This is a genomic window from Promicromonospora sp. NPDC057138 (genome assembly GCF_042670845.1).
Classification (GTDB): Bacteria; Actinomycetota; Actinomycetes; order Actinomycetales; family Cellulomonadaceae; genus Promicromonospora.
This window is the reverse complement of the sequence record NZ_JBHUUX010000001.1, coordinates 303,937-327,700: the sequence shown is the minus strand read 5'-3', so window position 1 is coordinate 327,700 and position 23,764 is coordinate 303,937. Positions and strand designations below refer to the sequence as shown.

General features: G+C 71.9%; 18 protein-coding genes. 6 read left to right on the top strand and 12 right to left on the bottom strand.

All coding sequences use genetic code 11. The annotated features are described in order from the left end of the window. The first annotated feature begins 21 nt into the window (after positions 1 to 21). On the top strand, positions 22 to 1,392 hold the full coding sequence (locus ACFT2C_RS01440) for a M20 family metallopeptidase (protein ID WP_377205219.1): 1,371 nt from the start codon (positions 22 to 24) through the stop codon (positions 1,390 to 1,392). 83 nt (positions 1,393 to 1,475) lie between these two features. Beyond that, positions 1,476 to 1,850 (top strand): hypothetical protein, encoded by a 375-nt coding sequence (locus tag ACFT2C_RS01435; RefSeq protein ID WP_377205218.1) that lies wholly within the window; start codon positions 1,476 to 1,478, stop codon positions 1,848 to 1,850. A 59-nt stretch (positions 1,851 to 1,909) separates the two neighbouring features. On the opposite strand, the gene ACFT2C_RS01430 is transcribed toward ACFT2C_RS01435, so the two are convergent. Then, on the bottom strand, positions 1,910 to 4,165 hold the full coding sequence (locus ACFT2C_RS01430; protein ID WP_377205217.1) for a hypothetical protein: 2,256 nt from the start codon (positions 4,163 to 4,165) through the stop codon (positions 1,910 to 1,912). Further along, complete coding sequence (locus tag ACFT2C_RS01425; protein WP_377205216.1) at positions 4,162 to 6,996, bottom strand: MMPL family transporter; 2,835 nt, start codon at positions 6,994 to 6,996, stop codon at positions 4,162 to 4,164. The genes ACFT2C_RS01430 and ACFT2C_RS01425 overlap by 4 nt, the downstream gene beginning before the upstream one ends. A 126-nt stretch (positions 6,997 to 7,122) precedes the next feature. Between ACFT2C_RS01425 and ACFT2C_RS01420 the strand changes: the two genes are divergently transcribed. Further along, positions 7,123 to 7,818 (top strand): TetR/AcrR family transcriptional regulator, encoded by a 696-nt coding sequence (locus tag ACFT2C_RS01420; RefSeq protein ID WP_377205215.1) that lies wholly within the window; start codon positions 7,123 to 7,125, stop codon positions 7,816 to 7,818. Positions 7,819 to 7,833: 15 nt separating this feature from the next. Here ACFT2C_RS01420 and ACFT2C_RS01415 read toward each other — a convergent pair whose 3' ends face one another. Further along, a complete protein-coding gene (locus ACFT2C_RS01415) occupies positions 7,834 to 8,802 on the bottom strand; it encodes a glycoside hydrolase family 6 protein (protein WP_377205214.1) in 969 nt (322 codons plus the stop codon). Positions 8,803 to 8,995: 193 nt separating this feature from the next. Beyond that, on the bottom strand, positions 8,996 to 10,687 hold the full coding sequence (gene pgm, locus ACFT2C_RS01410; protein WP_377205213.1) for a phosphoglucomutase (alpha-D-glucose-1,6-bisphosphate-dependent): 1,692 nt from the start codon (positions 10,685 to 10,687) through the stop codon (positions 8,996 to 8,998). Between the two features lie 72 nt (positions 10,688 to 10,759). Here pgm and ACFT2C_RS01405 point away from each other — a divergent pair, with 72 nt between their 5' ends. After that, a complete protein-coding gene (locus ACFT2C_RS01405; protein WP_377205212.1) occupies positions 10,760 to 11,095 on the top strand; it encodes a rhodanese-like domain-containing protein in 336 nt (111 codons plus the stop codon). A gap of 3 nt (positions 11,096 to 11,098) precedes the next feature. On the opposite strand, the gene ACFT2C_RS01400 is transcribed toward ACFT2C_RS01405, so the two are convergent. Next, complete coding sequence (locus tag ACFT2C_RS01400) at positions 11,099 to 12,766, bottom strand: glycoside hydrolase family 10 protein (protein WP_377205211.1); 1,668 nt, start codon at positions 12,764 to 12,766, stop codon at positions 11,099 to 11,101. A gap of 272 nt (positions 12,767 to 13,038) precedes the next feature. Continuing rightward, positions 13,039 to 13,347 (bottom strand): GNAT family N-acetyltransferase, encoded by a 309-nt coding sequence (locus tag ACFT2C_RS01395; protein ID WP_377205210.1) that lies wholly within the window; start codon positions 13,345 to 13,347, stop codon positions 13,039 to 13,041. 108 nt (positions 13,348 to 13,455) lie between these two features. Here ACFT2C_RS01395 and ACFT2C_RS01390 point away from each other — a divergent pair, with 108 nt between their 5' ends. After that, positions 13,456 to 14,673 (top strand): MFS transporter, encoded by a 1,218-nt coding sequence (locus tag ACFT2C_RS01390; RefSeq protein WP_377205209.1) that lies wholly within the window; start codon positions 13,456 to 13,458, stop codon positions 14,671 to 14,673. Between the two features lie 146 nt (positions 14,674 to 14,819). Here ACFT2C_RS01390 and ACFT2C_RS01385 read toward each other — a convergent pair whose 3' ends face one another. The 4 genes from ACFT2C_RS01385 to ACFT2C_RS01370 all read right to left on the bottom strand — a co-directional run bounded on the left by ACFT2C_RS01385 (position 14,820) and on the right by ACFT2C_RS01370 (position 20,621). After that, the gene (locus tag ACFT2C_RS01385) at positions 14,820 to 16,124 is read right to left on the bottom strand and encodes an MFS transporter (protein ID WP_377205208.1); all 1,305 of its coding nucleotides are present in this window, start codon (positions 16,122 to 16,124) and stop codon (positions 14,820 to 14,822) included. 288 nt (positions 16,125 to 16,412) lie between these two features. Then, positions 16,413 to 17,645 carry a hypothetical protein gene (locus ACFT2C_RS01380; RefSeq protein WP_377205207.1) on the bottom strand — a complete coding sequence of 411 codons (1,233 nt, stop codon included), beginning with the start codon at positions 17,643 to 17,645 and terminating at the stop codon, positions 16,413 to 16,415. Between the two features lie 81 nt (positions 17,646 to 17,726). Beyond that, positions 17,727 to 19,169, bottom strand: a complete 1,443-nt coding sequence (locus ACFT2C_RS01375; RefSeq protein WP_377205206.1) for a hypothetical protein — start codon at positions 19,167 to 19,169, stop codon at positions 17,727 to 17,729. A gap of 225 nt (positions 19,170 to 19,394) precedes the next feature. Then, positions 19,395 to 20,621 (bottom strand): VIT1/CCC1 family protein, encoded by a 1,227-nt coding sequence (locus ACFT2C_RS01370; protein WP_377205205.1) that lies wholly within the window; start codon positions 20,619 to 20,621, stop codon positions 19,395 to 19,397. A 144-nt stretch (positions 20,622 to 20,765) separates the two neighbouring features. Between ACFT2C_RS01370 and ACFT2C_RS01365 the strand changes: the two genes are divergently transcribed. Continuing rightward, on the top strand, positions 20,766 to 21,374 hold the full coding sequence (locus ACFT2C_RS01365) for a ribonuclease H (RefSeq protein ID WP_377205204.1): 609 nt from the start codon (positions 20,766 to 20,768) through the stop codon (positions 21,372 to 21,374). Positions 21,375 to 21,459: 85 nt separating this feature from the next. Here ACFT2C_RS01365 and ACFT2C_RS01360 read toward each other — a convergent pair whose 3' ends face one another. Together ACFT2C_RS01360 and ACFT2C_RS01355 are read right to left on the bottom strand one after the other, a co-directional pair. Next, positions 21,460 to 22,959, bottom strand: coding sequence for an adenylosuccinate lyase family protein (locus ACFT2C_RS01360; protein ID WP_377205203.1), 1,500 nt, complete (start codon positions 22,957 to 22,959; stop codon positions 21,460 to 21,462). A 522-nt stretch (positions 22,960 to 23,481) separates the two neighbouring features. Further along, a complete protein-coding gene (locus tag ACFT2C_RS01355; protein WP_377205202.1) occupies positions 23,482 to 23,622 on the bottom strand; it encodes a hypothetical protein in 141 nt (46 codons plus the stop codon). Between the last annotated feature and the right edge of the window lie 142 nt (positions 23,623 to 23,764).

Here is a 23,764-nt window from a genome sequence, read left to right as displayed (position 1 = left end):
GCGCGTCACGGTTTCCATACGATGGACCGCATGAGCCGCGCCATCCCGCCCAGCACCGCGTACCTCGACCATCTGGTCGCCGAGACCGCCGGACGGCGCGACGCCCTGACCGGCACGATCCCAGCGGGCGGCGCCGGCCGGCCCAACGCAAATCTGCCAGACGGCGGCGCGCCGGCCGCCCTGGTGGCCGCCGTCGAGCGGGCGGCCGAGCGGCTCGAACCGGAGCTCGCGGAGATCGTCCGGCGCCTGCACGAGCACCCGGAGACGGCTTTCGAGGAGCACCGCAGCGCGGCGACGCTGGTCGAGGTGCTGGCGCGGCACGGCGTCGAGGCCCAGCTCGGCGCGCACGGCGTGCCGACGGCGTTCCGGGCCGAGGTCGGCGATCCCGCGGGGCCTACCATCGCGATCTGCGCCGAGTACGACGCCCTGCCCGGCATCGGTCACGCCTGCGGCCACAACGTCATAGCGGCGTCCGGCGTCGGCGCCTTCCTCGCGCTGCACGAGGTCATGGCCTCGGCCGACGCCCCGGCGGGACGGGTGGTCCTGCTCGGCACGCCCGCCGAGGAGGGGCACACGGGCAAGGAGGTCCTGGCCCGCAACGGCGCGCTCAAGGGCATCGACGCAGCGATCATGGTGCACCCGTACGGGCTCGACGTCGCCGACCAGGTCTGGCTCGGCCGCCGTCTGCTGACCTGGACCTTCACCGGGCGCCCCGCGCACGCGTCCGCGCAGCCGTACATGGGCCGCAACGCGCTGGACGCCGCAAGCCTCGCCTACCAGGGCATCGGCCTGCTGCGGCAGCAGATGCCGCCGGTGGACCGGGTGCACGCGACGATCGCGGAGGGTGGTACGCGGCCGAGCATCATCACGGAGCGGGCAGTCGTGCACCTGTACGCGCGGTCGAAGTACGCGGACACCCTGCGCGACCTCTCGCGCCGCCTCGACGACATCGCGCACGGCGCGGCGCTGATGACGGGCACCGACGTCGAGATCACCTGGGACGACGGCGCCCACCCCAGCCTCCCGGTGCGCACCAACCGGGCGCTCACCGACCGCTGGGTCTCCGCGCAGCGCCGTCGTGGGCGCGACCCCCTGCCCGCCGGCGTGCTGTCGGAGACGCTCGCCGCGTCCACCGACTTCGGCAACTTCTCGTTCCGGATCCCCGGCATCCACCCGCTCGTGCAGGTCTCGGACCCGGACATCGCGCTGCACACCGCCGAGTTCGCCGCCGCGGCCGCGACCCCGGCGGCGGTGTCCGCCGCCGTCGACAGCGCGGCCGGGCTCGCCTCGACGGCCCTGGACTACCTGTACGACGCCGGGCTGCGCACCGCCGTCCACGACGAGTTCGCCGAGGAGGGCGGCGCGGTCGACGTCGAAAAGTACTTCGACTGACTCCGCGGGCGTTGGTTCGTGGGCGAGGCTCCCGGCGGGAAATCAGCGCGCCCCGAGACGACGGCCGATCGTATGGTCAGGCCATGACGACGCCGGAGATCGCCCCTGTCGACACCTGGCTCGCCGTCACGCGGGAGGACGGCGAGACCGTTGGCTACCTCGAACCCGTGACCGACGACTACGCCGACGTGATCCCGCGCAACCGGCTGGGCCACGCCGTCGGCGAGGTGGGCGACTATCACGCGGCCGAAGAGCTGGTGCTCGGTCGCGGCCTGCGCGAGCTCGCGGAGTATTGGGTGCTCGACGGCGAAGGCCCGGAGCTCACCGTCATCGAGCTCTCTCCCGACGGGATCGTGCTGCGCGACGCGTTCCTGTCCAAGGCGCTGTCGCCCACGAAGCGGGTGCACGTCGAGTGGCCGGACACGAACCGCCGCCTCCGCCGCACAGCCCGTCGTTGAGCGCGAGATATTCGCCCTTTGCGAAGGGCGAATATCCCGCACTCAACGGAGCGATCTGGTCAGGCCGTGCGGAGGTCTCCGATTCGGACCGTGCGCTGGCGCGCCACCATGATCGTCGTGACGGCGAGGCCGGCGATGCCCCACAGGACCACCGAGGCGATCGCCATCCCGGCGCTTCCCGTGCCCGGTTCGACGAGGCGGCCAAGCCCGACGGTCGCGGGGCCGACCGGCAGGAACGCCGACAGCCCTTCGAGGACGGCCGGCACCGTCGACACGACGCCCGTCGCGATGACGAGGACCGCGATCAGCAGGCTCACCCCCCGGCCCACGTGGCCGAGCGCGGCCGCCAGCGCCTGGTTGGCGGCGACGAAGGCGACCGAGACCAGCGCGCCGAAGCCCATGGCCGCGATCCATCCGCCGGTGTCGAGATCCTCGATACCGGCCAGGACGGCGCCCGTCGCCAGGCCGGTGACCAGGCCGATCACTGCCGGGACGGCGATCGTCTCCAGCGTGAGCCGCAGCGCGCCGCGCGTCGACCCGCGAGCGTGCAACGGGACCGGCGAGAACACGATCATCAGCGCGAGCGCGCCGAGCCAGAGCGCGAGGACCGCGAACATCGGGCCCGTCGCGCCGGTGTCGAGGTCGGTGACCTCGCCGCTGGTGGCGACCGGGTCGGCCACCACGGAAGCGAGCGACTTGCGCTCGTGCTCCGTGTAGGACGGGATCTCCTTCGTGGCCTTGCCCAGACCGTTGGACAGGTCCTTCGCGCCGCCGGCCAGCTCGCCGACGCCGTCGGCCAGCCCGTCGACGCCGGTCGCGAGCTGGGTGGTGCCCGTCTCGAGCTCGCCGACGCCGTTGGCGAGCTCCGTAGCGCCTGAGGCGAGGCCACCGGCGCCGCCGGAGAGCTCGCGGGCGCCGTCGGCCAGGCCGGACGCTCCGGTTGCCGCTTCGTCCGCGCCGGCCTGCAGCTGCGTGAGGCCATCCGAGAGCTGGTGCGCGCCGCCGGCGAGCTCCGAGGCGCCACCCGAGACCTGCTCCGCTCCGCCTGCGAGCTGGTTGGCGCCCTGGGAGAGACCGCCGATACCGGCGGTCAGCTCGTAGAGGCCCGTGGGCTTGGTATCAGAGGTACCAGGGGTACCGGCGAGCCCAGATGCGCCGCCCGCAACCTGCTTGGCGCCTTCATCAAGCTTCTTGAGCTCGGGCAGCTGGTCGCACAGAGCAGTGAGCCGAGGATCGAGCGAGGGTACGGCGCAAGCCTTCTCCATGCCCTCTACCAGTTGAGTTACTCCGCCCGAGACATACGTCGCGCCCGACGCGAGCGCCGTCGACGCCTCCGCAGGACCTGGAGCACCACCGGCTCCCTCAAGCTTGGCCGACGTCTCCGCCAGCCCGCCAGCCAGGTTCTTCGCACCCGTCGCCACGTCCTCGGTTCCCGTCGCGAGCTGGTCAGCGCCATTGGCCAAGTCGGCCGCACCCGACGCCGACTGTCCAGCGCCGTCCGCCAGCTGGCCCACGCCCGCCGCCATCTGGTCCGCGCCCGCAGCCCACTGCCCCGCGCCTGACGCCCACTCGCCGGCGCCGCCGGCCAGACTCGTCACGCCGTCGCCGACCCCGGATACACCGACCGAGGTCTGGCGTGCGCCGCTGGCCAGCTCCTTGGCGCCGTCGCCCGCTTCGGTCGCTCCGTCGGCGAGCTGGTCGGCGCCGTCGGCGGCCTTGCCCAGCTCCTCCGAGAGCGTCGAGAAGCCGACGAGGACGTTGTCCACGTACGTCTCCGTCAGGGTGCCGCCGAGCACGCCGGTGGCGGTCTGCGCCACTATCTGCGCCAGGGCGTCGTCGAGCACGCGGCCGTTGGCCGGCGTCGCGACGTCGATGGTCGCCTGACGTGCCTTGTTCGGGTCGTCGCCGCTGAAGGACGTCGCCGCGGCGGAGAAGCCCTCCGGGATGGTCACGACAGCGGCGTACGTGCCGTCGGCGAGTCCGTCGGCAGCACTCGCCTCGTCACTGATCTCCCAGTCGTAGCTCGCGTCCGAGGCGGGGACCGCCGTTGCCTCGCCCACCGGCGCGTCGGCGGTCTCGCCGCCGCTCACGAGGCCCGCGGCGAGCTGGCGCCCGAGCGGCACCGTCTGCCCGTTGACCTTGACAGGCTCGTCGAGGTTCACGATCGCCGCCTTGACGGTGTCGAGGCGCTCCTGCGGGTTCCACAGGGCCGAGATCAGCAGCCCCAGGATCATCAGGGGTAGGAGCGCCACGGCCACGGCGCGCCACGGGTTGCGGAAGGGCTCGGGCCGCAGCCATCTCGTTGCGGTGCTCATGCCCGCACCTCCTGCTCGGTCACGTCGGTCGGCTGGTCACGTTCTGTACTGAAGGAATCGGCGCGCGCGCCCGGGCTGACGTCCAGCACCGGGGTGCCGGACGGCGCCAGGTCGGTCGCCGCGGAGCCCGTCGAGCCGAGCAGCACTGCGACGCCCGCACGCTGCGCGCCCGCCACGGCCTGGGCCAGCTCGGCCCGCGCCGACAGGTCGCCCACCGTCTCGGTGGCGTCCACGACGAGCACCGTGGGCTTGTCGCGCAGCGCCCGGCGGACCGCTTCGGCGGGGTGCCCGCCCTCGGCGGCCGAGTCGACGACCGCCACTTGGTGCCGCACCGACGACGCGCGTTCGGGCAGCACGAGCCCGGCGGTCTTGGCCACGCCGCCCGTCATGCGGAGCCGGCCGGCCACGGCGAGCACGAACGCGCTCACCGGCGCGGCGGCGTCTCCGCGGACGAGCAGCGTGCCGCCGTCGGGCACCCGCACGCTCACCGGGCCGACGATCACGCCGGACCGGCCACGAACCTCGAGGTCTCCGGTGGCCACCGCGTCGGTGGCTCCGGGCTCCGGCCAGTCCGCGAGGGACAGCTCGCGAGCCAGGCCCTCGCCCTCGACGTCGAACGACGGCAGCACCCGGTCGAGCCACTTCGGCATGTACCAGGCCTTCTCGCCCAGCAGCGCGAGCACCGCCGGGACGAAGACCATGCGCACCACGAAGGCGTCCACGGCCACGCCGACGGCGAGACCGAGGGCGATCGGCTTGAGGTTCATGTCGCCGTGCGGGACGAACGCGACGAAGACCGCGATCATGATGATCGCCGCGGCGGTGACGACCTTGGCGGAGCCCTGGAACCCGGTGCTGATCGCGTGCTTCGCGCTGCCCCCGTGGACGTAGTCCTCGCGCATGCGGGACACGAGGAACACCTCGTAGTCCATCGCGAGGCCGAACAGGATGCCCATGAGCACAATCGGCATGAAGCTGATCACGGGCCCGGTGCGGGTCACGTTGAGCGCCTCGGCGAAGACGCCGTGCTCGAACACGAGCGAGACCACGCCGAACGCCGCGCCCACGGAGAACAGGTAGCCCACCGTCGCCTTGATCGGCACCGCGATGGAGCGGAACACCATGGTCAGCAGGATCAGCGACAGCCCGACGACGACGAGCGCGAACGGCAGCAGCGCGTCGCCCAGCTTGTCCGACACGTCGATACCGACCGCCGTGAAGCCGGTGACGGACAGGTCAACGCCGTACTCGTCGAGGAAGTGGTCGTGCTGCGCGCGGATCTCGCGCACCAGGTCCTCCGTCTCGGCGGACGTCGGGCCGCCCTCGGGAACCACCTGGATGATGCCGGTGTCCGCGGTCTGGTTCGGCGTCGCCAGCGGCACGTCGGCCACCCCGGGCAGGTCCGCGATCTCGTCCCCGAGGTCGTCCATCAGCGCCACCGGGTCGGTGCTGGTCACGATGGAACCGGTCACGATCAGCGGTCCGTTGAAGCCGTCGCCGAAGTGCTCGGAGACCAGGTCGTACGTGATGCGCGCCGGGTCCTCCTTGGCCATCACGCCCGCGTCCGGGAGCGCGAGGCGCAGGTCCAGCGCGGGGTAGCTCAGCGCCCCCATGGCCACGATGACCAGCGCGACGGTCAGCGCCGGGATCTTCGTCACGAGCCGGACCCAGCCTGCGAAGAAGCGGTTCGGCTTCCGCTCGGGAGTGGCCGCGACGGCCGCGCGCCGGCGGGTCACCTCGGGCTCGTCGCCGGCGGCGACGGCGGCAGCGGCCGCCCTGGCGGCAGCGCGCCGCACCTTCCGCGACGGCTTGGGCCGCAGCCGCTCCCCCGCGAACCCGAGCAGCGCCGGCAGCAGCGTGAGCGACACCAGCACGGTGATGCCGACCGTCACGGCCGCCGCCACACCCATGGTGGTGAGGAACGGGATACCCGCCACACCGAGGCCGACCAGCGCGATCATCACGGTGAGGCCCGCGAACACGACGGCGGAACCCGCGGTCCCGGTCGCCCGCGCTATCGATTCGTTGACCGTCAGGCCCTTGCCGAGCTGTTCCCGATGCCGGGACACGATGAACAGCGCGTAGTCGATACCGACCGCCAGGCCGAGCATCACGGCCAGGAGCGGCGTCGTCGAGTTGATCGGGCCGAGCGCGGTGGCCGCGAACAGCAGCCCCATCGAGGCGCCGACGCCGAGCAGCGCGTTGAGCAGCGGCAGGCCCGCGCCCACGAGCGAGCCGAGCGTCAGCACCAGCACCACGAGCGCGACCAGCAGGCCGATGCCCTCGGTCAGCGTCATCTTGGGGAGCTCCGACGAGAACAGCTGCCCGCCCAGCTCGGCCTGCGCGCCCTCGGGCAGGGCCTGCGCCAGCGCGTCGGCCTCTTCGCCCAGTGCGTCCTTGGTCGCGTCGGTGATCGACCCCTGGTCGCCGTCGAGCTGGATCGTGAGGAGCGTCGCGCGCTCGTCGTCGGAGATCGAGGCCGGCATCTGCTTGTCGTACGGCGACGTGACCGCGGCGACCTGGGAGACGTCGCCGAGTGCCTCGACGCCGTCGGTGATGGCCGAGCGCATGGGCTCGTCCTTGATCGACTCACCCTCGGGCGCGACCACTATCACCTGGGCGGAGGCGCCACTGACCTGCGGGAACGTCGCCGCGAGGCGGTCGAGCGCCGCCTGGGACTCGGTGCCCGGGATGGTCACCTCGTTGCTGAGGCCCTGCTGCAACAGCCCGGCCGCACCGCCCACGAGGACGAGCACCACGACCCAGACGGCGACGACGAGCCGGCGGGCGCGGACGGCCCATCGGCCGAGTGAATAGAGAACGGAGGACACGCAGACTCCAGTGCGAGGCGGGGAACGACGACGGCGGTTCGATGCACCACTGTATCCGATACACGAGTGCATCCGATACACGAGCGTATTGATAGACTGGGTCACTTGACACCCCGAGGAGTAGTTGTGACCACTGAGCCCGCCACCGACGTCGGCTCCGGGTCGTCCGTCGAGCGTGCGCTCGCCACGGCCCTGACCCCGCGACGTGAACGCACCCGCGAGCGCCTGCTCGACGCCGCCTTCACCGTCTTCGCGCACCACGGCATCCGCGGCGCGTCCATCGAGGCCGTCTGCGAGGCCGCGGGATTCACCCGCGGCGCCTTCTACTCGAACTTCAGCAGCAAGGAAGAGCTGTTCCTCGCGCTCGCCGAACGTGCGATGCGCCGGCAGCTCACCTCGCTGGAGTCCATCGGGGACGAGCTGGAGCTGGACTTCGTCCATGACGGCGTCGTGGACTACGAGGCGATCCGCACCGTCCTCTCGGTGGTGATCACCGACCCCGGGGACGCCCGGCAGTGGGCGCTGATGCGCGCCGAGCTGGAGCTGCTCGCGATGCGCGACCCCGCCGTCGGCCGGCCGTTCCTTGCCCAGGAGGAGAAGCTCCGCGCCGAGCTCGGCGCCGCGATCCGCCGGATCCTCGACAGCTGCGGTCTACGGTTCACGGTCGACGAGCGGACGGCGGTCGACCTGCTGCTCGGCGTCTACGAGTCGTCTGCCCGGGCCGCCGTGGTCGCGAACCCCACGCCGGAGGACGGCGATGCCTCGCCGGACACCGCCGTCCTGAGCCGGCTGATCAAGCTCCTGATGACGCCGGCCGACTGACCCGGTACCGGCTGATCACCAGTGGGCGTTGGCCGCCAGCTCCAGCGCGATCTCCTGCCACCACTGGCCGGCCGCGGGGCCGCCGTTGCACGCGCCGTCCGACTCGCCCGGGAGCTTGACCCAGAGCAGCGCGTCGAGCGCCGTCGCGTCGTCCACGAACCGCGGCTGCTCGCCCAGGGCGCGGCCGCGCGGGTTGCACCACTCGCCGTTGGAACCGTTGCCGTTGCGCGAGGTGTCTATCACGTATGGGCGGCCGCCCACCTGCGACGACACCTGCTCGGCGTACGCCTGGGTGTCCGCGGTCGTCTGGTAGTTCGACGTGTTGAGCGCGAACCCGACGGCGTCCGTGAAACCGACGAGCTGCAGCCGCCGCGCGGCCTCGCCCGGGCTCAGCCATGCCGAGTGCCCGGCGTCGATGTAGACCCGTGCGCCGGCGTCGGTCAGCGAGGCCGCCGCGTACCGCAGGTAGCCGACGCGGTCGCCCTGGCCGTCGCAGTCGCCGAGCTGGGCCAGCGCGTCCGGTTCGAGGACCACCATCGGGTTGCCCTGGATCCCCGACGCCACGGTGTCCACCCACCGCGCGTACTCGCTCTCGGGGACGCCTCCCCCGGAGTGGTTGCCGCAGTCCCGGCCCGGGATCGCGTACACGGTCAGCATGCCGGTCTGCCCGGCGGTCGCGGCGCGGCCTGTGTAGTCGGCGACCTGCTCGCGGGTCTCGTCGGCGTCCGCCCAGTCGCCCACCCAGTACGCCTGCGGCGTCAGGGCGATCTTCGCCAGCAGGTCCTTGTCGGTACCGCTGGCCGCCTCCCACGCGGCGTACGCCTGGGTGGTGGGGTCCACGTAAAGGTCCGACGCCGCGGGCGCCACCCCGAGGCTGGTCACCCCGGCCGCGGCACTCTGCGACACCGCGACGGTGCCGGCGGTCATGAGTGCGAGTGCTGCGGCCAGGGCCGCCGTTCGGGTACGACGTCGTACACGAGGCATGGCGCTCTCCGTTCAGTCGGGTTCACCCCGGCCGGTTCGACCGAGGCGTACCCACGTGACGCTAGAAAGAACGCCGGTGCCCGGGAACACCACGAAACGTTTAGCCACGCCGGTGGTCGAGCGTGTCGAGACCTGGGCCTCGACACGCTCGACCGCCGGCGACCGGGTCTCGACAAGCTCGACCAGCGGGTTTTCAGGCGAGCGCCTCGTCGACCAGGGTCTTCGCGGCGTCCTGCACCTCGGTGAGGTGCTCGGCCGACACGAACGACTCCGCGTAGATCTTGTACACGTCCTCGGTGCCGCTCGGCCGCGCGGCGAACCACGCGTCCGCCGTCGTGACCTTGAGCCCGCCGATCTTCGCGCCGTTGCCGGGCGCCTCGGTGAGCTTCGCCGTGATCTCCTGCCCGGCGAGCGTCGTGGAGGTGACGTCAGACGGCGACAGCGCGGCGAGCCGGGCCTTCTGGTCCCGGGTGGCCGCGGCGTCGACGCGGGCGTACCAGCTCTCCCCGTAGCGCTCGACCTGCGACGCGTGGTGCTCGGACGGCGACTTGCCCGTCACCGCCAGGATCTCCGAGGCGAGCAGCGCGAGCAGGAGACCGTCCTTGTCCGTGGACCAGACCCGGCCGTCCTTGCGCAGGAACGAGGCGCCCGCCGACTCCTCGCCGCCGAACCCGACGTCGCCCGACAGCAGGCCAGGGACGAACCACTTGAAGCCGACCGGCACCTCCAGGAGGCGCCGGTTCAGCCCGCCCGCGACCCGGTCGACCAGCGCCGACGAGACGAGGGTCTTGCCGATCGCGGCGCCGGTCGGCCAGCTCGGCCGGTTGCCGCCGTAGAGGTACTCGATGGCGACCGCGAGGAAGTGGTTGGGGTTCATGAGGCCGTCGGCCGTGACGATGCCGTGCCGGTCCGAGTCGGCGTCGTTGCCGGTGGCGAGGTCGAAGGGCGCAGGCTCGCCGGGTGCGCCGCCCGTCATCCGCTGCACCAGCGACGCCATGGCGTACGGGGAGCTGCAGTCCATGCGGATCTTGCCGTCCCAGTCGAGCGTCATGAACGCCCAGCGGGGGTCGACCTGCGGGTTGACGACGGTCAGGTCGAGGTCGTACCGCTCGGCGATGGCGCCCCAGTACTCGACGGACGCACCGCCCAGCGGGTCGGCGCCGATCCGCACGCCGGACGCGCGGATGATGTCCAGGTCGAGCACGTTGGCCAGGTCGTCCACGTACGTCGACAGGTAGTCGTGGCGGTGGGTCAGGTCGGCGGCGAGCGCGGCGTCGAGGGACACCCGCTTCACCTGCCCGACGCCGGTGCGCAGGATCTCGTTGGCCCGGTCCGCGATCCAGCCGGTGGCGTCGGAGTCCGCGGGGCCGCCGTGCGGCGGGTTGTACTTGAAACCGCCGTCGCGCGGCGGGTTGTGCGACGGCGTCACCACTATCCCGTCGGCCAGGCCGGACCCCGGCGCCTCGCGACCGGGGATCCCCTCGGCGAACCGCGTCTGGTTGTGCAGCAGGATCGACTGGCTGACGGCGGGCGTGGGCGTCCACGAGTCGCGCGCGTCGACCATCACGTCGACGTCGGCCGCGGCGAGCACCTCCAGCGCCGTCTGCCAGGCCGGGCGGGACAGCGCGTGCGTGTCCCGGCCGATGAACAGGGGTCCGTCAGTGCCCTGGCCGCGCCGGTACTCCACGATCGCCGCGGTGATCGCGACGATGTGGGCCTCGTTGAAGGCATGGTCCAGGCTCGACCCACGGTGACCAGAGGTGCCGAAGGCGACCTGCTGGCCAGGGTCGTCAGGGTCCGGCGAGAGGTCGTAGTAGGCGCCGACCACCTGGTCGACGTCGATCAGGTCGCTGGGCTGGGCGGGGGTTCCGGCACGCGCATCCATGGTGCCGATACTGCCAGGTGCGACGCGTGTCCGTCGCCGAGGACCGCCGCCGAGCCGTCGTAGGCTGGACACATGTTCCCGCCGATGCAGCCCGAGGTCCCCTCGGTCCACCCCAGCGAGCTCGACCCGTCGTCCCCCGTCCCCGGCGGTTCCGTCCTGCTGGACGTGCGCGAGCAGGACGAGTGGGACGCCGGCCACGCACCCGGCGCCGTGCACATCCCGCTGAGCGACCTGCCCGCCCGCTTCGGCGAGCTCGACGCCGACGCGCAGGTCCTGGTCATGTGCCACTCCGGCGGCCGCTCGGCGCGCGCCGCCCAGTGGCTCAACGAGGCGGTGGGCTTCGAGGCGACCAACCTCGACGGCGGCATCGTCGCCTGGCAGGGTGCCGGGCTGCCCGTCGAGCGCTGACGCCTACTCGGCGACGCGCGGCAGGCTCGGGTCGGTCTCGTTCCAGACCCGGTCGAGCGCGGTGACGGCGTAGGTGTAGTCGGTGCCGGACGCGGCCGAGGCGTCCAGCCACGACTGGATGCGCCCGCCCATGGAGCGGAAGGTCCCCACGAGGTTCGCGGGCTCGTCCGTGTCCACGACGTCGGTGGCGCCGGTCACGCGGTACACCGCGAACGACGTCGCCCGGGCGATCTTGGCGCCGATGTCGGCGACGTGGATCCGGACGCCGCCGGACTCCCGCCTCGCCTTGGTGAGGACCGGCGTGACCACGGGCTCCGCGGGCAGGTGCGGCATCGGCGGGATCAGGGCCGGGTACTGGTAGTGGTCGGCGACGACCTTCGACATCCCGCCCTGCGCGTCGAGGGGCAGGTGCTTCGCCGAGTAGTACACGTTGCCGTGGATCGGGCCGGCGTCGCGGCTGACCTCACGGCACAGGTCGAGGTGGTTCGTGAGCTCGTCGGGGTCGGTGAAGACGCCGCTCGTCGTCTTGTACAGGGCCTCGCCCACGTAGAGCTGCGTGCCGGACTGCGCGGCGACCTCGGCCCACCACGGGACGAGGGTGGCGTAGTCGGCGATCGCCAGCCCGATCTGCCAGTAGATCTGCGGGTTGATGTAGTCGAGCCAGCCCTCGAGCACCCACTTGCGGGTGTCGGCGAACTGGTCGTCGTACGACTCCGACCCGCCCGTGTCCGAGCCAAGCGGGTCGGTGGATGAGTTGCGCCAGATGCCGAACGGGCTGATCCCGAACTTCACCCAGGGCTTGGCCTCCTTGATGCGGACGCTCATCGTCTCGACGAAGCGGTCCACGTTGCCCCGGCGCCAGTCCTCGATGGTGTCGAAGTCCGCGCCGTACCGCTCGTAGGTCGCGGCGTCGGGCAGCGTCTGGCCGACCACCGGGTATGGGTAGAAGTAGTCGTCGAAGTGCACGCCGTCGATGTCGTAGTTCTCGACCGCGTGCAGGATCGCCCGCTGGATGTGCTCCTGCGCCTCGGGGATGCCCGGGTCGAAGTAGAGCTTGCCGCCGTATGCCCAGACCCAGTCGGGGTGCTGCCGCGCCGGGTGGTCCGCGACGAGCTGTGCCGGGTCGGTCTGCATCGACACGCGGTACGGGTTGAACCAGGCGTGCAGCTCGATGTTGCGCTTGTGCGCCTCCTCGACCATGAACGCCAGCGGGTCGTAGCCCGGGTCCTGCCCCTGAGTGCCCGTCAGGTACTGCGACCACGGCTCGTACGGGCTCTCGTAGAAGGCGTCCGCCGTGGGCCGGACCTGCACGAACACGGCGTTCAGCCGGTTCTCCTCCGCGACGTCGAGCCAGTGCAGGAACTCGGCCCGCTGCGTCTCCGCGTCCAGGCCGCTCGTCGAGGGCCAGTCGATGTTGACCACGGAGGCTATCCACATGGCGCGCAGCTCGCGCTTGAGGCCGAGGTCCGACGACGGCTCCGGCGTTGCGTTGCCCGTCATCGCGGGGGCACCGAGCGCGGTAGCCGGGTCGAGCGCCGCGATGGTGATGCCGATCGCGGCCGCCGCAGTGCCCGCCGTCGCCATCGTGAGGAACTCACGGCGACCGATGCCCGACAGCAACCCCGACAGCTTCGCCGGCGGAAGCGACCTCGTGCGCGCATAGGCGGGCATGGGTGTCGCCTCATGGCTGGCGGGTTGCCTCACGTGCTTGACCTCCGGTAAACGGCTGCTGGGGGTTGGTGCCGTGGTGCTCTGTGTTGTGATGTCACATCGTCGTGCCGCGTGCTGGTGCTAAGTTGGCCGGCGCCGATCCGGTGAACACTGAGGTGACGAACAATGCCACCGGGCGGCGCCGTGGGGAAACTCTCGCACATGTTGTCCCGGATGTGAAGTTTACCGAGCAATCGAGTTTGCGAAATTTTGTTTCACGGCCGCCAGTGGCCTCAGTCGGCCAGCGGAGCCCGCAGCAGGTCGTCGTACTCGGGAGCGTGCTTGCGCACGTAGGAGCGGATGAACGGGCACAGCGGCACGATCGTGGCGCCCGCCTCGCGCACCATGCTGAGCGCCGTCCTGGCGAGCCGGCCCGCCAGGCCGCGGCCCTCGTACTCCTCGAACACCTCGGTGTGCACGAAGATGACGACTCCCGGGTCGGTCTCGTAGGCGGCGAAGCCGGCGAGAGTGCCGTCGACGCGCACCTCGAAGCGGGACTCCTCGGGGTTGTCGACCACTGTCACCTGCGGTTCATCGGTCATGGGGACCATCGTGGGCCCTCCGCGCCGCCGACTGCCACCGTCGCCTCAGTGACGTTGCCCACCGGAAACAGCAGGACCAGTGTCAGTGGTCGGTGGGACACTCGATCCGTGCCCGAGACCGCCGCTTCGCCCCGCTCCAATCCCTACCTGGCGGTGCTCAGCACGCCGGGCGCGCTCAAGTTCTCCGCGGCCGGCGCGCTCGCCCGGATGCCGATGTCGATGGTCGGGATCGGCGCCGTCCTCATGGTCCAGGGCCTCTACGGCAGCTACGCCATGGCGGGCCGGGTGGCGGCGGTGCTGGGTCTGGCGCAGGCGTTCCTCGCCCCGCAGATCGGGCGCTGGGTCGACCGTCGCGGCCAGCGGACGGTGCTCCTGCCAGCGCTCATCGTGTCCGCCGTCGGGCTGGGCGGCCTGATCACCGCGGCCGTGCTCGGCGCTCCGGAGTGGGTGCTGTGGCCGTTCGCCGTGCTCGCCGGCGGCAGCCAGGGCTCGTACGGCTCCATGGTCCGCGCACGGTGGAACCACGCGCTCGACGACCCACGCCGCCTGCACACGGCGTACTCGCTGGAGTCCTCGATCGACGAGCTCGTCTTCATCGTGGGCCCGGTGCTCGCCACGACGCTCGCGACCGCCGTCGCACCGCCGTCGGCCATGGTCGTCGCGGGGACTGCAGCGGTGGTGGGCGGACTGCTGTTCGTGGTGCAGCGGGCCACCGAGCCGCCCGTCGTCGTGCCCGACGCCGAGGTGCGGCATCGCCCGGTCATCCTCATCACCGGCATGCCGGTGATGGTGCTCGTCTTCGTGGCGATGGGCATGATCTTCGGCTCGATGGAGGTCGCCACCGTCGCGTTCGCCGAGGAGCTCGGCAGCAAGGGCTTGTCGGGCGTGGTGCTCGCGGTCTTCGCGCTCGGCTCGATGCTCGCCGGCCTCACCTACGGGGCCCGGCACTTCACCAGCCCGGCGTCGCGCAGGTTCGTGATCGGGATGGCGACGCTCGGCCCCGGCGTGTCCCTGTACCTCCTGGCGCCGTCGCTCTGGGTGCTGGGCATCGTGATGTTCGTGGCCGGGCTCGCTTGCGCGCCGACCATCATCACCGGCAACGGGCTGGTGCAGGACATGGTCGGCAGGCATCAGCTCACCGAGGCCCTGACCTGGGTGGGCACGTCGATCGGCATCGGCGCCTCGCTCGGCGCGTCGATCGCCGGGGCGCGGGTGGACGCCGCCGGGGCGGACGCGGGCTTCATCGTCACAGTCGGCGCCGGCTGGTTCGCCACCCTGCTGACGCTCGCCGCCGCCCGTACGCTGCACCGCCAATCGGCGCGCTAGTCCGCCCCGGACCTGTTGAGTGCTGGGTATTTGTTGGCTCGAAACGTTTCGAGCCAACAAATACCCCGGCCCTGTTTTGTCGGGTTATTTTGGGGCGTCAAAACGTTTCCACCAAACAAATACCCAGCACTCAACGGGGGCGGGGGTCAGGGTTCCGGGTGGCGGGAGTCGTAGCGCCAGAAGCGCGGCGTGAGGCGGACTATCAGCCAGAGCAGCACCACGCACGTGAGGCCTCCGACGACGGCGGCCCAGCCCTCGCCGAACCACGTCGCCTCGGCGCCGAGGACCATCTCCCCGAGGCGCGGCCCGCCGGCCACCACCACGATGAACACGCCCTGCAGGCGCCCGCGCATGTGGTCCGGCGTCGCCGTCTGCAGGATGCTCTGCCGGAACACCGACGAGATGCTGTCGGATCCCCCGGCGAACGCGAGCGCGATCCCCGCCGCGATGACGGCCCCGACGACCGCGCCGTCGGGCGAGTCCCGGCCCACGAGCACGAGGACCAGCCCGAAGGCCGCGATCGACAGGCCCCATGCGGTGATCGCCCAGACGATCACCTGTCCCTGCTTGCGCATGCGCGTCAGCCCACCGGAGAACACGCTCGCGAGGATGCCGCCGATGGCGAAGGCCGCGGCGAGCACGCCCGTCGTCGTCTCGCCGCCACCCAGGTAGATGACGCCGGCGGCGGGCCACAGGACGCGCGGGAAGGAGAGGACCATCGCGCAGATGTCGACGAGGAACGTGGTGCGCACGTTGGGCTGGGTGGCGAGGTAGCGCAGGCCGTCCAGGACGGACCGCAGCCCGACGGCGCCCACCCGGCCCCTGCTGTTCAGCACGGCGCCCTCTGTGCCCTCCGGCGGCACGGGCGGCAGGCGGAACACTGCCCAGAGGGCGGCGAGGAAGAGCACCATGTCCAGCGTGTACGCCCAGGCGTAGCCGAGCTGGGCCACCAGCAGGGCCCCGAACAGCGGCCCACCGGTCAGCGCGACGTTCATGGAGAGCGTGGCCAGCGCGTTGGCCGCCGGCATGAGCTCCTTGGGGAGCAGCCGCGGGATGATCGCCGACCGGGCCGGGTTGTTGATCGCGAAGGCCGCGCTTTGCACGGCGACCAGGCCGTACAGGAGGGGCACCGACTCCAGCCCGAACCATGCCTGCGCCGCGATGCCCGCCACGACGACCCACAGCACCAGCGACGACAGGAGCGACACCGTGCGCCGGTCGTAGTGGTCCACGAGCGCCCCGCCGTACAGGCCAAGAGCCACCAGCGGGACCAGCGAGAACAGCCCCAGCAGGCCCACGGCCAGCGTGGATCCCGTCAGCGCGTAGACCTGCAGGCCCACCGCGACGATGGTCACCTGCGTGCCGATGTTCGAGATCGACAGGCCCAGCCAGAGACGCCGGTAGTCCGGCGACACCTTCAGCGGCGTGGTGTCGGCGAGCAGCTGGCGCATGATGTTCCGATCCTAGGCGGCGGCCCGGCGCACGGTCGGTGCCCGGGATGTGACGTGCACCTCCCGGACATGACAGAGCGGGCGCTCAGGTCACCCCCAGATGTCCTGAGCTCCCGCTCCGTTTCTTTCCGGTCCGAGGGCCGGGGCGCCCCCCAGCGGCGCCCCGACCCCTCGAACCTGCCGACCCGGGCCTGGTTCGGCCCCCGATCGCGAGTCACCTTGATGGCTCACGACCGGGAACCGGGGCCCGGATCGTTGTCGCCCGTCACAGCGTGGTCAAGCCACGCTTCAACGGCGACGCATGCGGAGCACCGCGATCCCCAGCCCCATCAGGAGCGAGATCAGCGAGAGCTGCCCCGTAAACATGTGGCCCGTCCGGACCAAGGGGCCGGTGTCACCGGGCGCAGCCGCCGGTTTCACCTCCGCCTGGTCCTCGGGGTCGGCTTCGGGCTCGGGCATCGTGCCCAGGAGCCCAATTCCGCGATCGCCCGACAGGATCCTCCCGTCGTACTCGCCTTCCGGGACGGCCTCGGCCTTGTCGCCCCAGCTGATGTCGACGCCGCCCCCGGGGAGCCCTCGCTCGGCATCCCGTTCGGCCGCGGGCGCGTCGGCGTCCTCCGGGCCGTCGATGGCCGTGGCGGCCAGGTACCGGGTGTCGACGCCGTAGTCGTGGCTGCTGTCGCCCGGGAACGCATCGGTGAGCACAACCCGTGCGGGGCGCTCGGGTCCGGCCGATTCGGAGCCGGTGCCGGGACGATCCGCGGCGGGACGATCCGTTCCGGCACCGTTCGTTCCGGCGCCGGGCTCGGCGCCGTCGGTTCCGGGCTTGCTCGTTCCAGGCTTGTCGGTGCCCGGGTCTTCTGCGCCGGGGTCCTCGACACCAGGCTCGTCGGTGCCAGGCTCGTCGGTGCCAGGCTCGTCGGTTCCAGGCTCGTCGGTTCCAGGCTCGTCGGTTCCAGGCTCGTCGGTTCCAGGCTCGTCGGTTCCAGGCTCGTCGGTTCCAGGACCGTCAGTACCAGGATCAGCACCCGGCTCACCCGCACCAGGCTCCTCAGTACCCGGACCGTCCGGACCCGGAACCTCGCTCGGTGGGAGACCGCCCAGGAGGGCGTCGACCAGGCCGCCCTCGCCCAGCGCGCCGTCCACGACTCCCCCGACGTCGCCCGCCGCGAGCGATCCGAGAATTCCCTTCGGGCCGACGACGTCGCCCACCACACCGTCGGCGTCGGCAGCATCCGCAGCGTCCTCGACCGCGCCGGTCAGGTCCTCCGCCGCGCGTCCGGCTCCGGCGCCCGTGGGCAGGCCTGCGCCGCCGTCGGCACCGGCCTCCGGCTTACGCACCTCGGCCGTCGTGTCGAGGTCACCGCGCGCGGCGGCAGAGCCCTCGATCGTGTCCGTGGTTCCCTGAGTGACTGGCTCCGGCAGACCTTCCTCGGCGGCGTGCGCAGCGGAGGCGCCGGCGACCATGAGGCCACCCGCGACAAGTGCCGTGTACAGCGCCCGACGGATGTTTTTGTCCATGGGTCTCTCCTTGCCTGGCGTGGAGCCGACGGCAGATTCACCGTCGGACGGTGCCGCACGCGTGAGCGCGGCCCAGCCAGGTCAGGCAGGAGAGACAGGGATATCCGTGTAGCTGCTCGAGAACTTGGCGCGCGACTCGTCGACGGCGACCCGCCAGGCGCGGGCCCGGAAGACCAGCAGTGCCGAGAGCACCGCGAGGAGGTCGCCGCCGAGCAGCTTCAGCTGCGGCGCGCCGCCGCCCACGAAGCCACCGGCGCTCGCCAGCACCGCGTTCCCGGCGCCCCCGAGCGGGAAGCCCCCGCCGAGGAGGCCGGGGCCGCCCGCCTGGACGACGCCGGCAGTCGCGAAGCCCAGCGCACGCGCGGTGTCCGCCGCGGGGGCGCCCACCTGCATCAGGTCGAGCATCGCGTGCTGGACCCCGGCTGAGGTCCAGACCACGACACCCGCGGCGCCACCGGAGGCCTGCAGCGACCCCGGGGACGTCGGCTCAGTGTGCTCCACGACCAGGTCGGTCGGGATCACAGTCAAAGGCCCGCCCGGCGCCGACGGCGCGGCGGGAAGCTCCGGCACCAGCACCCCGGTCACCGGGGCGAGCGGCTCCACGATCGGGGCCAAGGGCTCGACGATCGGAGCGAGCACCTCCCCCACGGGGGCGACGACCTCGACGACCGGCGTCAGGATCGGCGCGAGCGCGTCCGTGACGGGTGCCGTCGCGGGTTCGAGCGCCCGCAGGATCGGCTTGGTGACGCCGCCCACGACGTCGGTCACCGGGGAGACGAGGCCGACCACGGGCTCCAGGAGGCCGTCGGTCACCGGGGCGAGGGGCTCCGTCACGGCGCCGAGCACCGGAGTCAGCGGCGAGACGACCTCGCCGACGAGGCCCGTCACCGGGGCGAGTCCTTCGCCGAGGGACTCCGTCACCGGCTTGACGGCGTCGCCGACCTGCTCCGTGACGGGCTCGAGGACCGGGTCGGAGACCTGCTCGACGACCTCGGCGACGCCCGCGACGGGCTTCTCGGTGACTTCCGTGACGACGTCGCCCACGGGCTCCGTCACCGCCGTCCGGACCGGCTCCGTCACCGGCTGCAGCAGACCCTCGGAGACCGCGGTGACGACGCCCTCGACGGTCTTCGTGATCGGCTCGGCCCCCTGCGGGGCCGGCTCGTCCGCCGACGTCGTGCCGGTCCCGGCGGCCTGCGCGGCTGGCTCGGCGGCCTGCTCGGGCGCGGGAGCCGCCGGCTCCGGCGCGGGCGGCGTCGTTGCCGCCTGTCCGCCGTCCGACGCGGCCTGGTCGGCGACAGCGGTCAGCCCGAGCAGGTCGGTCGTCGAGGTGACCGTCTGCGCAGTCGCCTCCAGCGTGTCGCTGACGACGGAGCCGAGCGCGTCACGCTCGGCGGCGGCCGAGGGTGCCGCGAGGGTGACGCCGAGCGCGAGGCCCGCGGCACCGAGCGCGAAGGTTCCGACGGCGCGCACGACGACGCGACGGAGGGTGTCCCCCGTGCTCGTCTGCGCGTCCTTCGACATCGGTCTCCCGCTCTCCGGTCCGGTGTGGACCGCCTACCAGACATGTATACACATTCAATCTGCGGGCGGCTCCGCATATCGGCAACTGCATACCTGCGGTTTGCGGATCGAGAATTTTGTGCTTAGGAACTGCGACATGTCAGGAGAGGCGCGCCATCTCGGGCATCTCAGGGCATCAGGGGCCATCCACCACCTGGTCCGGAGGCCGGTGGGTGAACTGTCGATTCACCCGACGGTAGCGCCGAAGATCAGTCCGAGCACATAGGTGACGCCCGCAGCGCCGAGGCCGATGGCGATCTGGCGCAGCGCCCGGGTGAGCGGCGAGGTGCCAGACAGCAGGCCGACGACGGCGCCCGTCACGAGCAGCGCGAGCCCGACGAGCGCCGTCGAGACCAGTACCGCCGCGAGGCCGTCGAGGCCGAGCAGGTACGGCAGCACCGGGACCACGGCACCCGACGCGAAGAAGCAGAAGGAGGAGAGTGCGGCGCCCCACGCCGTCCCGTGCGTCTCGAGGTCGTCGACCACGGCCTGGTCGCTCTCCAGCTCCGTGCCGGGGTCCGCGGGACGCGTCGCACCGGACGCCTCGCTCGGCTGCGGGAGTGGGCCGCCCTGCTCCGCGGGAGTGACCGCGAGCCGGGCGAGGACGGCGTCGGCGTGCGCCGTCGCACCCTCGACGCTCATCCCCCGGGCCCGGTACACGAGCGCGAGCTCGTTCGCGTCCACGTCGAGGTACGGCAGGGCGGCGTCGGCGTCGGGCGACGGCGACGACGCCTCGAGCAGCTCCCGCTGCGAGCGGACCGACACGAACTCGCCCGCGCCCATCGAGAGCGCGCCCGCGAGGAGGCCGGCCAGCCCGGACAGCAGGACGGTGCTCGTCGCCACGCCGGACGCGCCGATGCCGAGCACGAGCGCGAGGTTCGACACGAGGCCGTCGTTCGCGCCGAACACCGCCGCACGGAACGTGCCCGACAGCCGGTTCCGGCCCCGGGTGGCCAGCGCGCGCACCACCTCTTCATGGATCTGCTCGTCGGCCGCCATGGTGACGGTGGCGTCGGCGTCGTGCGCGTAGGACGAGCGGGCCTCGGCACGCTGCGCGAGCGCCAGCACGAAGACGCCGCCGAAGCGGCGGGCGAGGAACCCGAGCGCCTGCGTGCGGAGGTCGCCGCGCACGGGCGCGCCGACGTCGGGACCCAGGAGCTCGAGCCAGTGCGACTCGTGCCTCTTCTCCGCGCGCGCGAGCGCGAGCAGGATCTCGCGCTCCTCGCCCGTGCGCCGTCCGGCGAGGTCGCGGTAGACGGCGGCCTCGGCCCGCTCGTCGGCGAGCAGCCTGCGCCACCGCCGGATGTCAGAGCCGGTCCGACGGCGGGACGGGTGCAGCTCGTGCGCACGCTCGGCGGGCGTGGGTGCGCCGTCGGGCGGGCGACGGGCCGGGTCGGAGGGGAGATGAGGCACACCGTCATCATGCCTACGGATCGCCGGGCGCGGGTTTCGTGGGCCCGGGGCCCGAAATTCGCCCTACCGAACTCTCGATCGGCCGGGCTCCGAACGCACGGCGCCCCGGCCTGCCGTACGGGTTCTCGGGCAGAAGGAGGCACAATGGACGCCGTGATCATCGTCAGCACGCACGGGTCGGCCGCACCCGGCGGCGCGATCGGATGGGCGTGGATCAACCACGCGGGCGGTCAGTTCGACTCGGGCGGCGCTGCCCGGGGGAACGACCAGGTTGCCGCACTCTCGGCGTTGCTGCGCGCGATCGAGGCACACCCCGGCGACGAGCCGCTGCTCGTCGAGTCGAGCTCCCAGTACGCCATCCGGTCCGTGTCCGAATGGTCCGAGGGATGGAAGCGCAACGGCTGGCGCTCCCCGTCGGGCGACCCCGTGCCGAACCTCGACCTGGTGCAGGGCATCGACCGCGCCGTCGCGGAACGCAGCGGGCCGGTCCGCTTCCACTGGGTGCGGGGGCACGTGGGCAACCCGTACAACGAGCGGGTCGACCAGCTCGCCGGCTTCGCCGCCGAGGAGTGGGCGGCCGGACGCGGCGGCGTCGGCGAGATGCTCGTCCCGGACGCCGGGATGATTCCCGACGCCGAGCTGCGCCGCACCGGTTTCGCCGCGGAGCCGCCCGAGGTCCCCGCCCCCGTGACGGCGCCGACTCCGGTCGGGACCTCGGCGGGGCGGACGTGGGAGTCGGGCACGCTCTTCTGATTCAAAGGTCTGCGGCCCTGACTCGGCGTAGGTGGTACGCCGAGTCAGGGCCGCAGTCCTCGTTCTGAACCCGAGGCCCGGTCGGTCAGAGACCGACGAGGAGCAGCTCGTCCGCCGCGCGCGCGTCCGCGGCGACTCGATCCGCGGCCACCCGGTCGGCCGCGACGTGACCGGTGGTGACCGGGTCGGCGTCGTCGGCGTCGTCGTTCCTGGAGGTCTCACGCAGGAAGAGCGGCACGGGCCTGGCCGTGCGGGCGCTGAACTCGAGCCGGTCGGCGACGGCGCGGGCGTGCTGCGCCATCTCGTGCGCGATCGTGATGCTCTCGCCCAGGTACGCGCGCGGGTCGATCAGGCGGCGGATCTCGTCGCGGTCGAAGTACGCGCTCACCGTCGCGTTCCGGACCAGCAGGTCGAGGAACTGCGCGTCGCCGCACGCCGACTCCTGCGCCACCTCGTACACGACCTCGTGCGCCTTCTGGCGACCGATGCGCTCGCCCAGCTCCATCATGAGCGACTCCGAGCCGATGAGGCCCTCGCTCAGCGCCAGGTTGGCGCGCATGCGCTGCTCGTTCAGCTCGAGGCCGTCGAGGATGACGTCGAGGCGGGTCAGGATGTCGCCGCCGAGCACGGTGGCGCGCTTGACCGTCTCCTCCAGAAGGTCGGTCATGCCGCCGTTCGCCTCGTGGTCGTGCTGCATCGACTCGAGCGCCGGCGCGGCGAGCGCGCGGAGCTGGGCGCTCATCGACAGAAGGTCGAGGGCGAGCTGCGGGTTGCGCTTGTGCGGCATGGTCGAGCTGCCGACGGTCCCGTCCGGGATGGGCTCGAACGCCTCGCCGAACTCCGGCTGCATCATCGAGTAGATGTCCTTGCCGATCTTGCCGGCGGTCCCGGCGACCTGGCCGAGGACGAGGACGAGCTCGACGATGCCGTCGTTGATCGCGCGCGACGGGACCGGCATGGTGCCCAGCCCGAGGTGGTTGGCGACCCGGCGCTCGACCTCGCGCCCCGCGGGCCCGAACGACGCGAACGTACCGACGGCGCCGCCCATGAGGACCCGGAACAGCCGGTCCTCGAGCCGCTCGAGCCGGTCCGTGTGGGCGGTCAGCTCGTCGATCCAGACGGCGACCTTGAAGCCGAAGGTGACCGGCACCGCGTGCTGGCTGTGCGTGCGGCCCGCCATCGGCACCGCGGCGGACGCCTCCGCCTGCTTCGACATCCCCCGGAGCACCTTCGCGAGCAGGTCCTTGACGGCGCGGTGCGCGTCGCGCAGGACGAGGACGTCGGCAGTCTGCGTGATGTTCTGCGTGGTAGCGCCCCAGTGCACCCAGCCGCCGTGCTCCCGCCCGACCACGCGGGCGAACTCCTCGATGAGTGGCATCAGCGGGTGGCTCGCCGACACCGTCGCGGCCGCGACCCGGGCGAGGTCCAGCTTCTCGATCTGCGCGGCCTGCGCGATCGCCTCGCCGGCCGGCTCCGGGATCAGCCCGACCTCGGCCTCTGCCAGTGCGAGTGCGGCCTCGACGTCGAGGCGCGCCTGGAATCGGTTCTCGACGCTGAAGAGGTGCGCGATCCCGGCGTCGGGCACGCGTCCGTCAGTAAAGTGTCGAATCGATTCGCCATTCATCCCTGGGTTCCCCACTCAGTTCTTGTCGCCGTACGTGACTGGACGTTCTCTGGCCGGCCTGCCCCGTGCTGGGGCATGGCCGCCGGCGAGTTCCTTCTCCACGTCGTACCGGTCGCCGCGAGACCTTGCCCGCCTGGCTGACCGTGCCGAACTCGCTGTGCCATCTGGCTGTTTGCATCGACCTGCTGTACCGAATTGTGGAAGAAGATGCCGCGTCGAGACTACCGGATATGTTTCCAGAATGTAACGGGAGTGACGTCTGTCACAGAAGTTGGGCTGGGATACCGCCTCAGACCTGCTGTTTCAGCTCTGGTCCGCACTGAGTGGGTGAATTCGAGAACGATCGGGCCGCGTCTCGCATCGTGGAACGGGGAACGCAGAAGGCCCGGCCGCACGTGCCACCGGGTGGCGTGCGGCCGGGCCTTCCGTCGAGGCACCAGGACTGGTCGGCGCGAGCGCTGGTCGGCGCGAGCGCGGCGCGGGTCAGCCCGCAGCGGCTTGGTCGGCCGGGGCATCGCGTTCCTCGTGCTGGGGAACGAAGGCCTCGGTGGCGCTCCGATGCAGGAGCGTGGTCCGGCGAGGGTTGGCGATGGAGTGGTTCTGGGCGTCGTCGGCGTCCGTCATATGTCCTCCTCCGGTGCAGGCGTACGGCTACGGTGCACGTGGTTCACCGCTGATGTGCGGATTCACCATTTTGGTTGGTACCGAGTCGCCGCGCGACTGAAGGGGCTGTGACATCAGCCTCACCGCGCGGTCGCAACTTTGT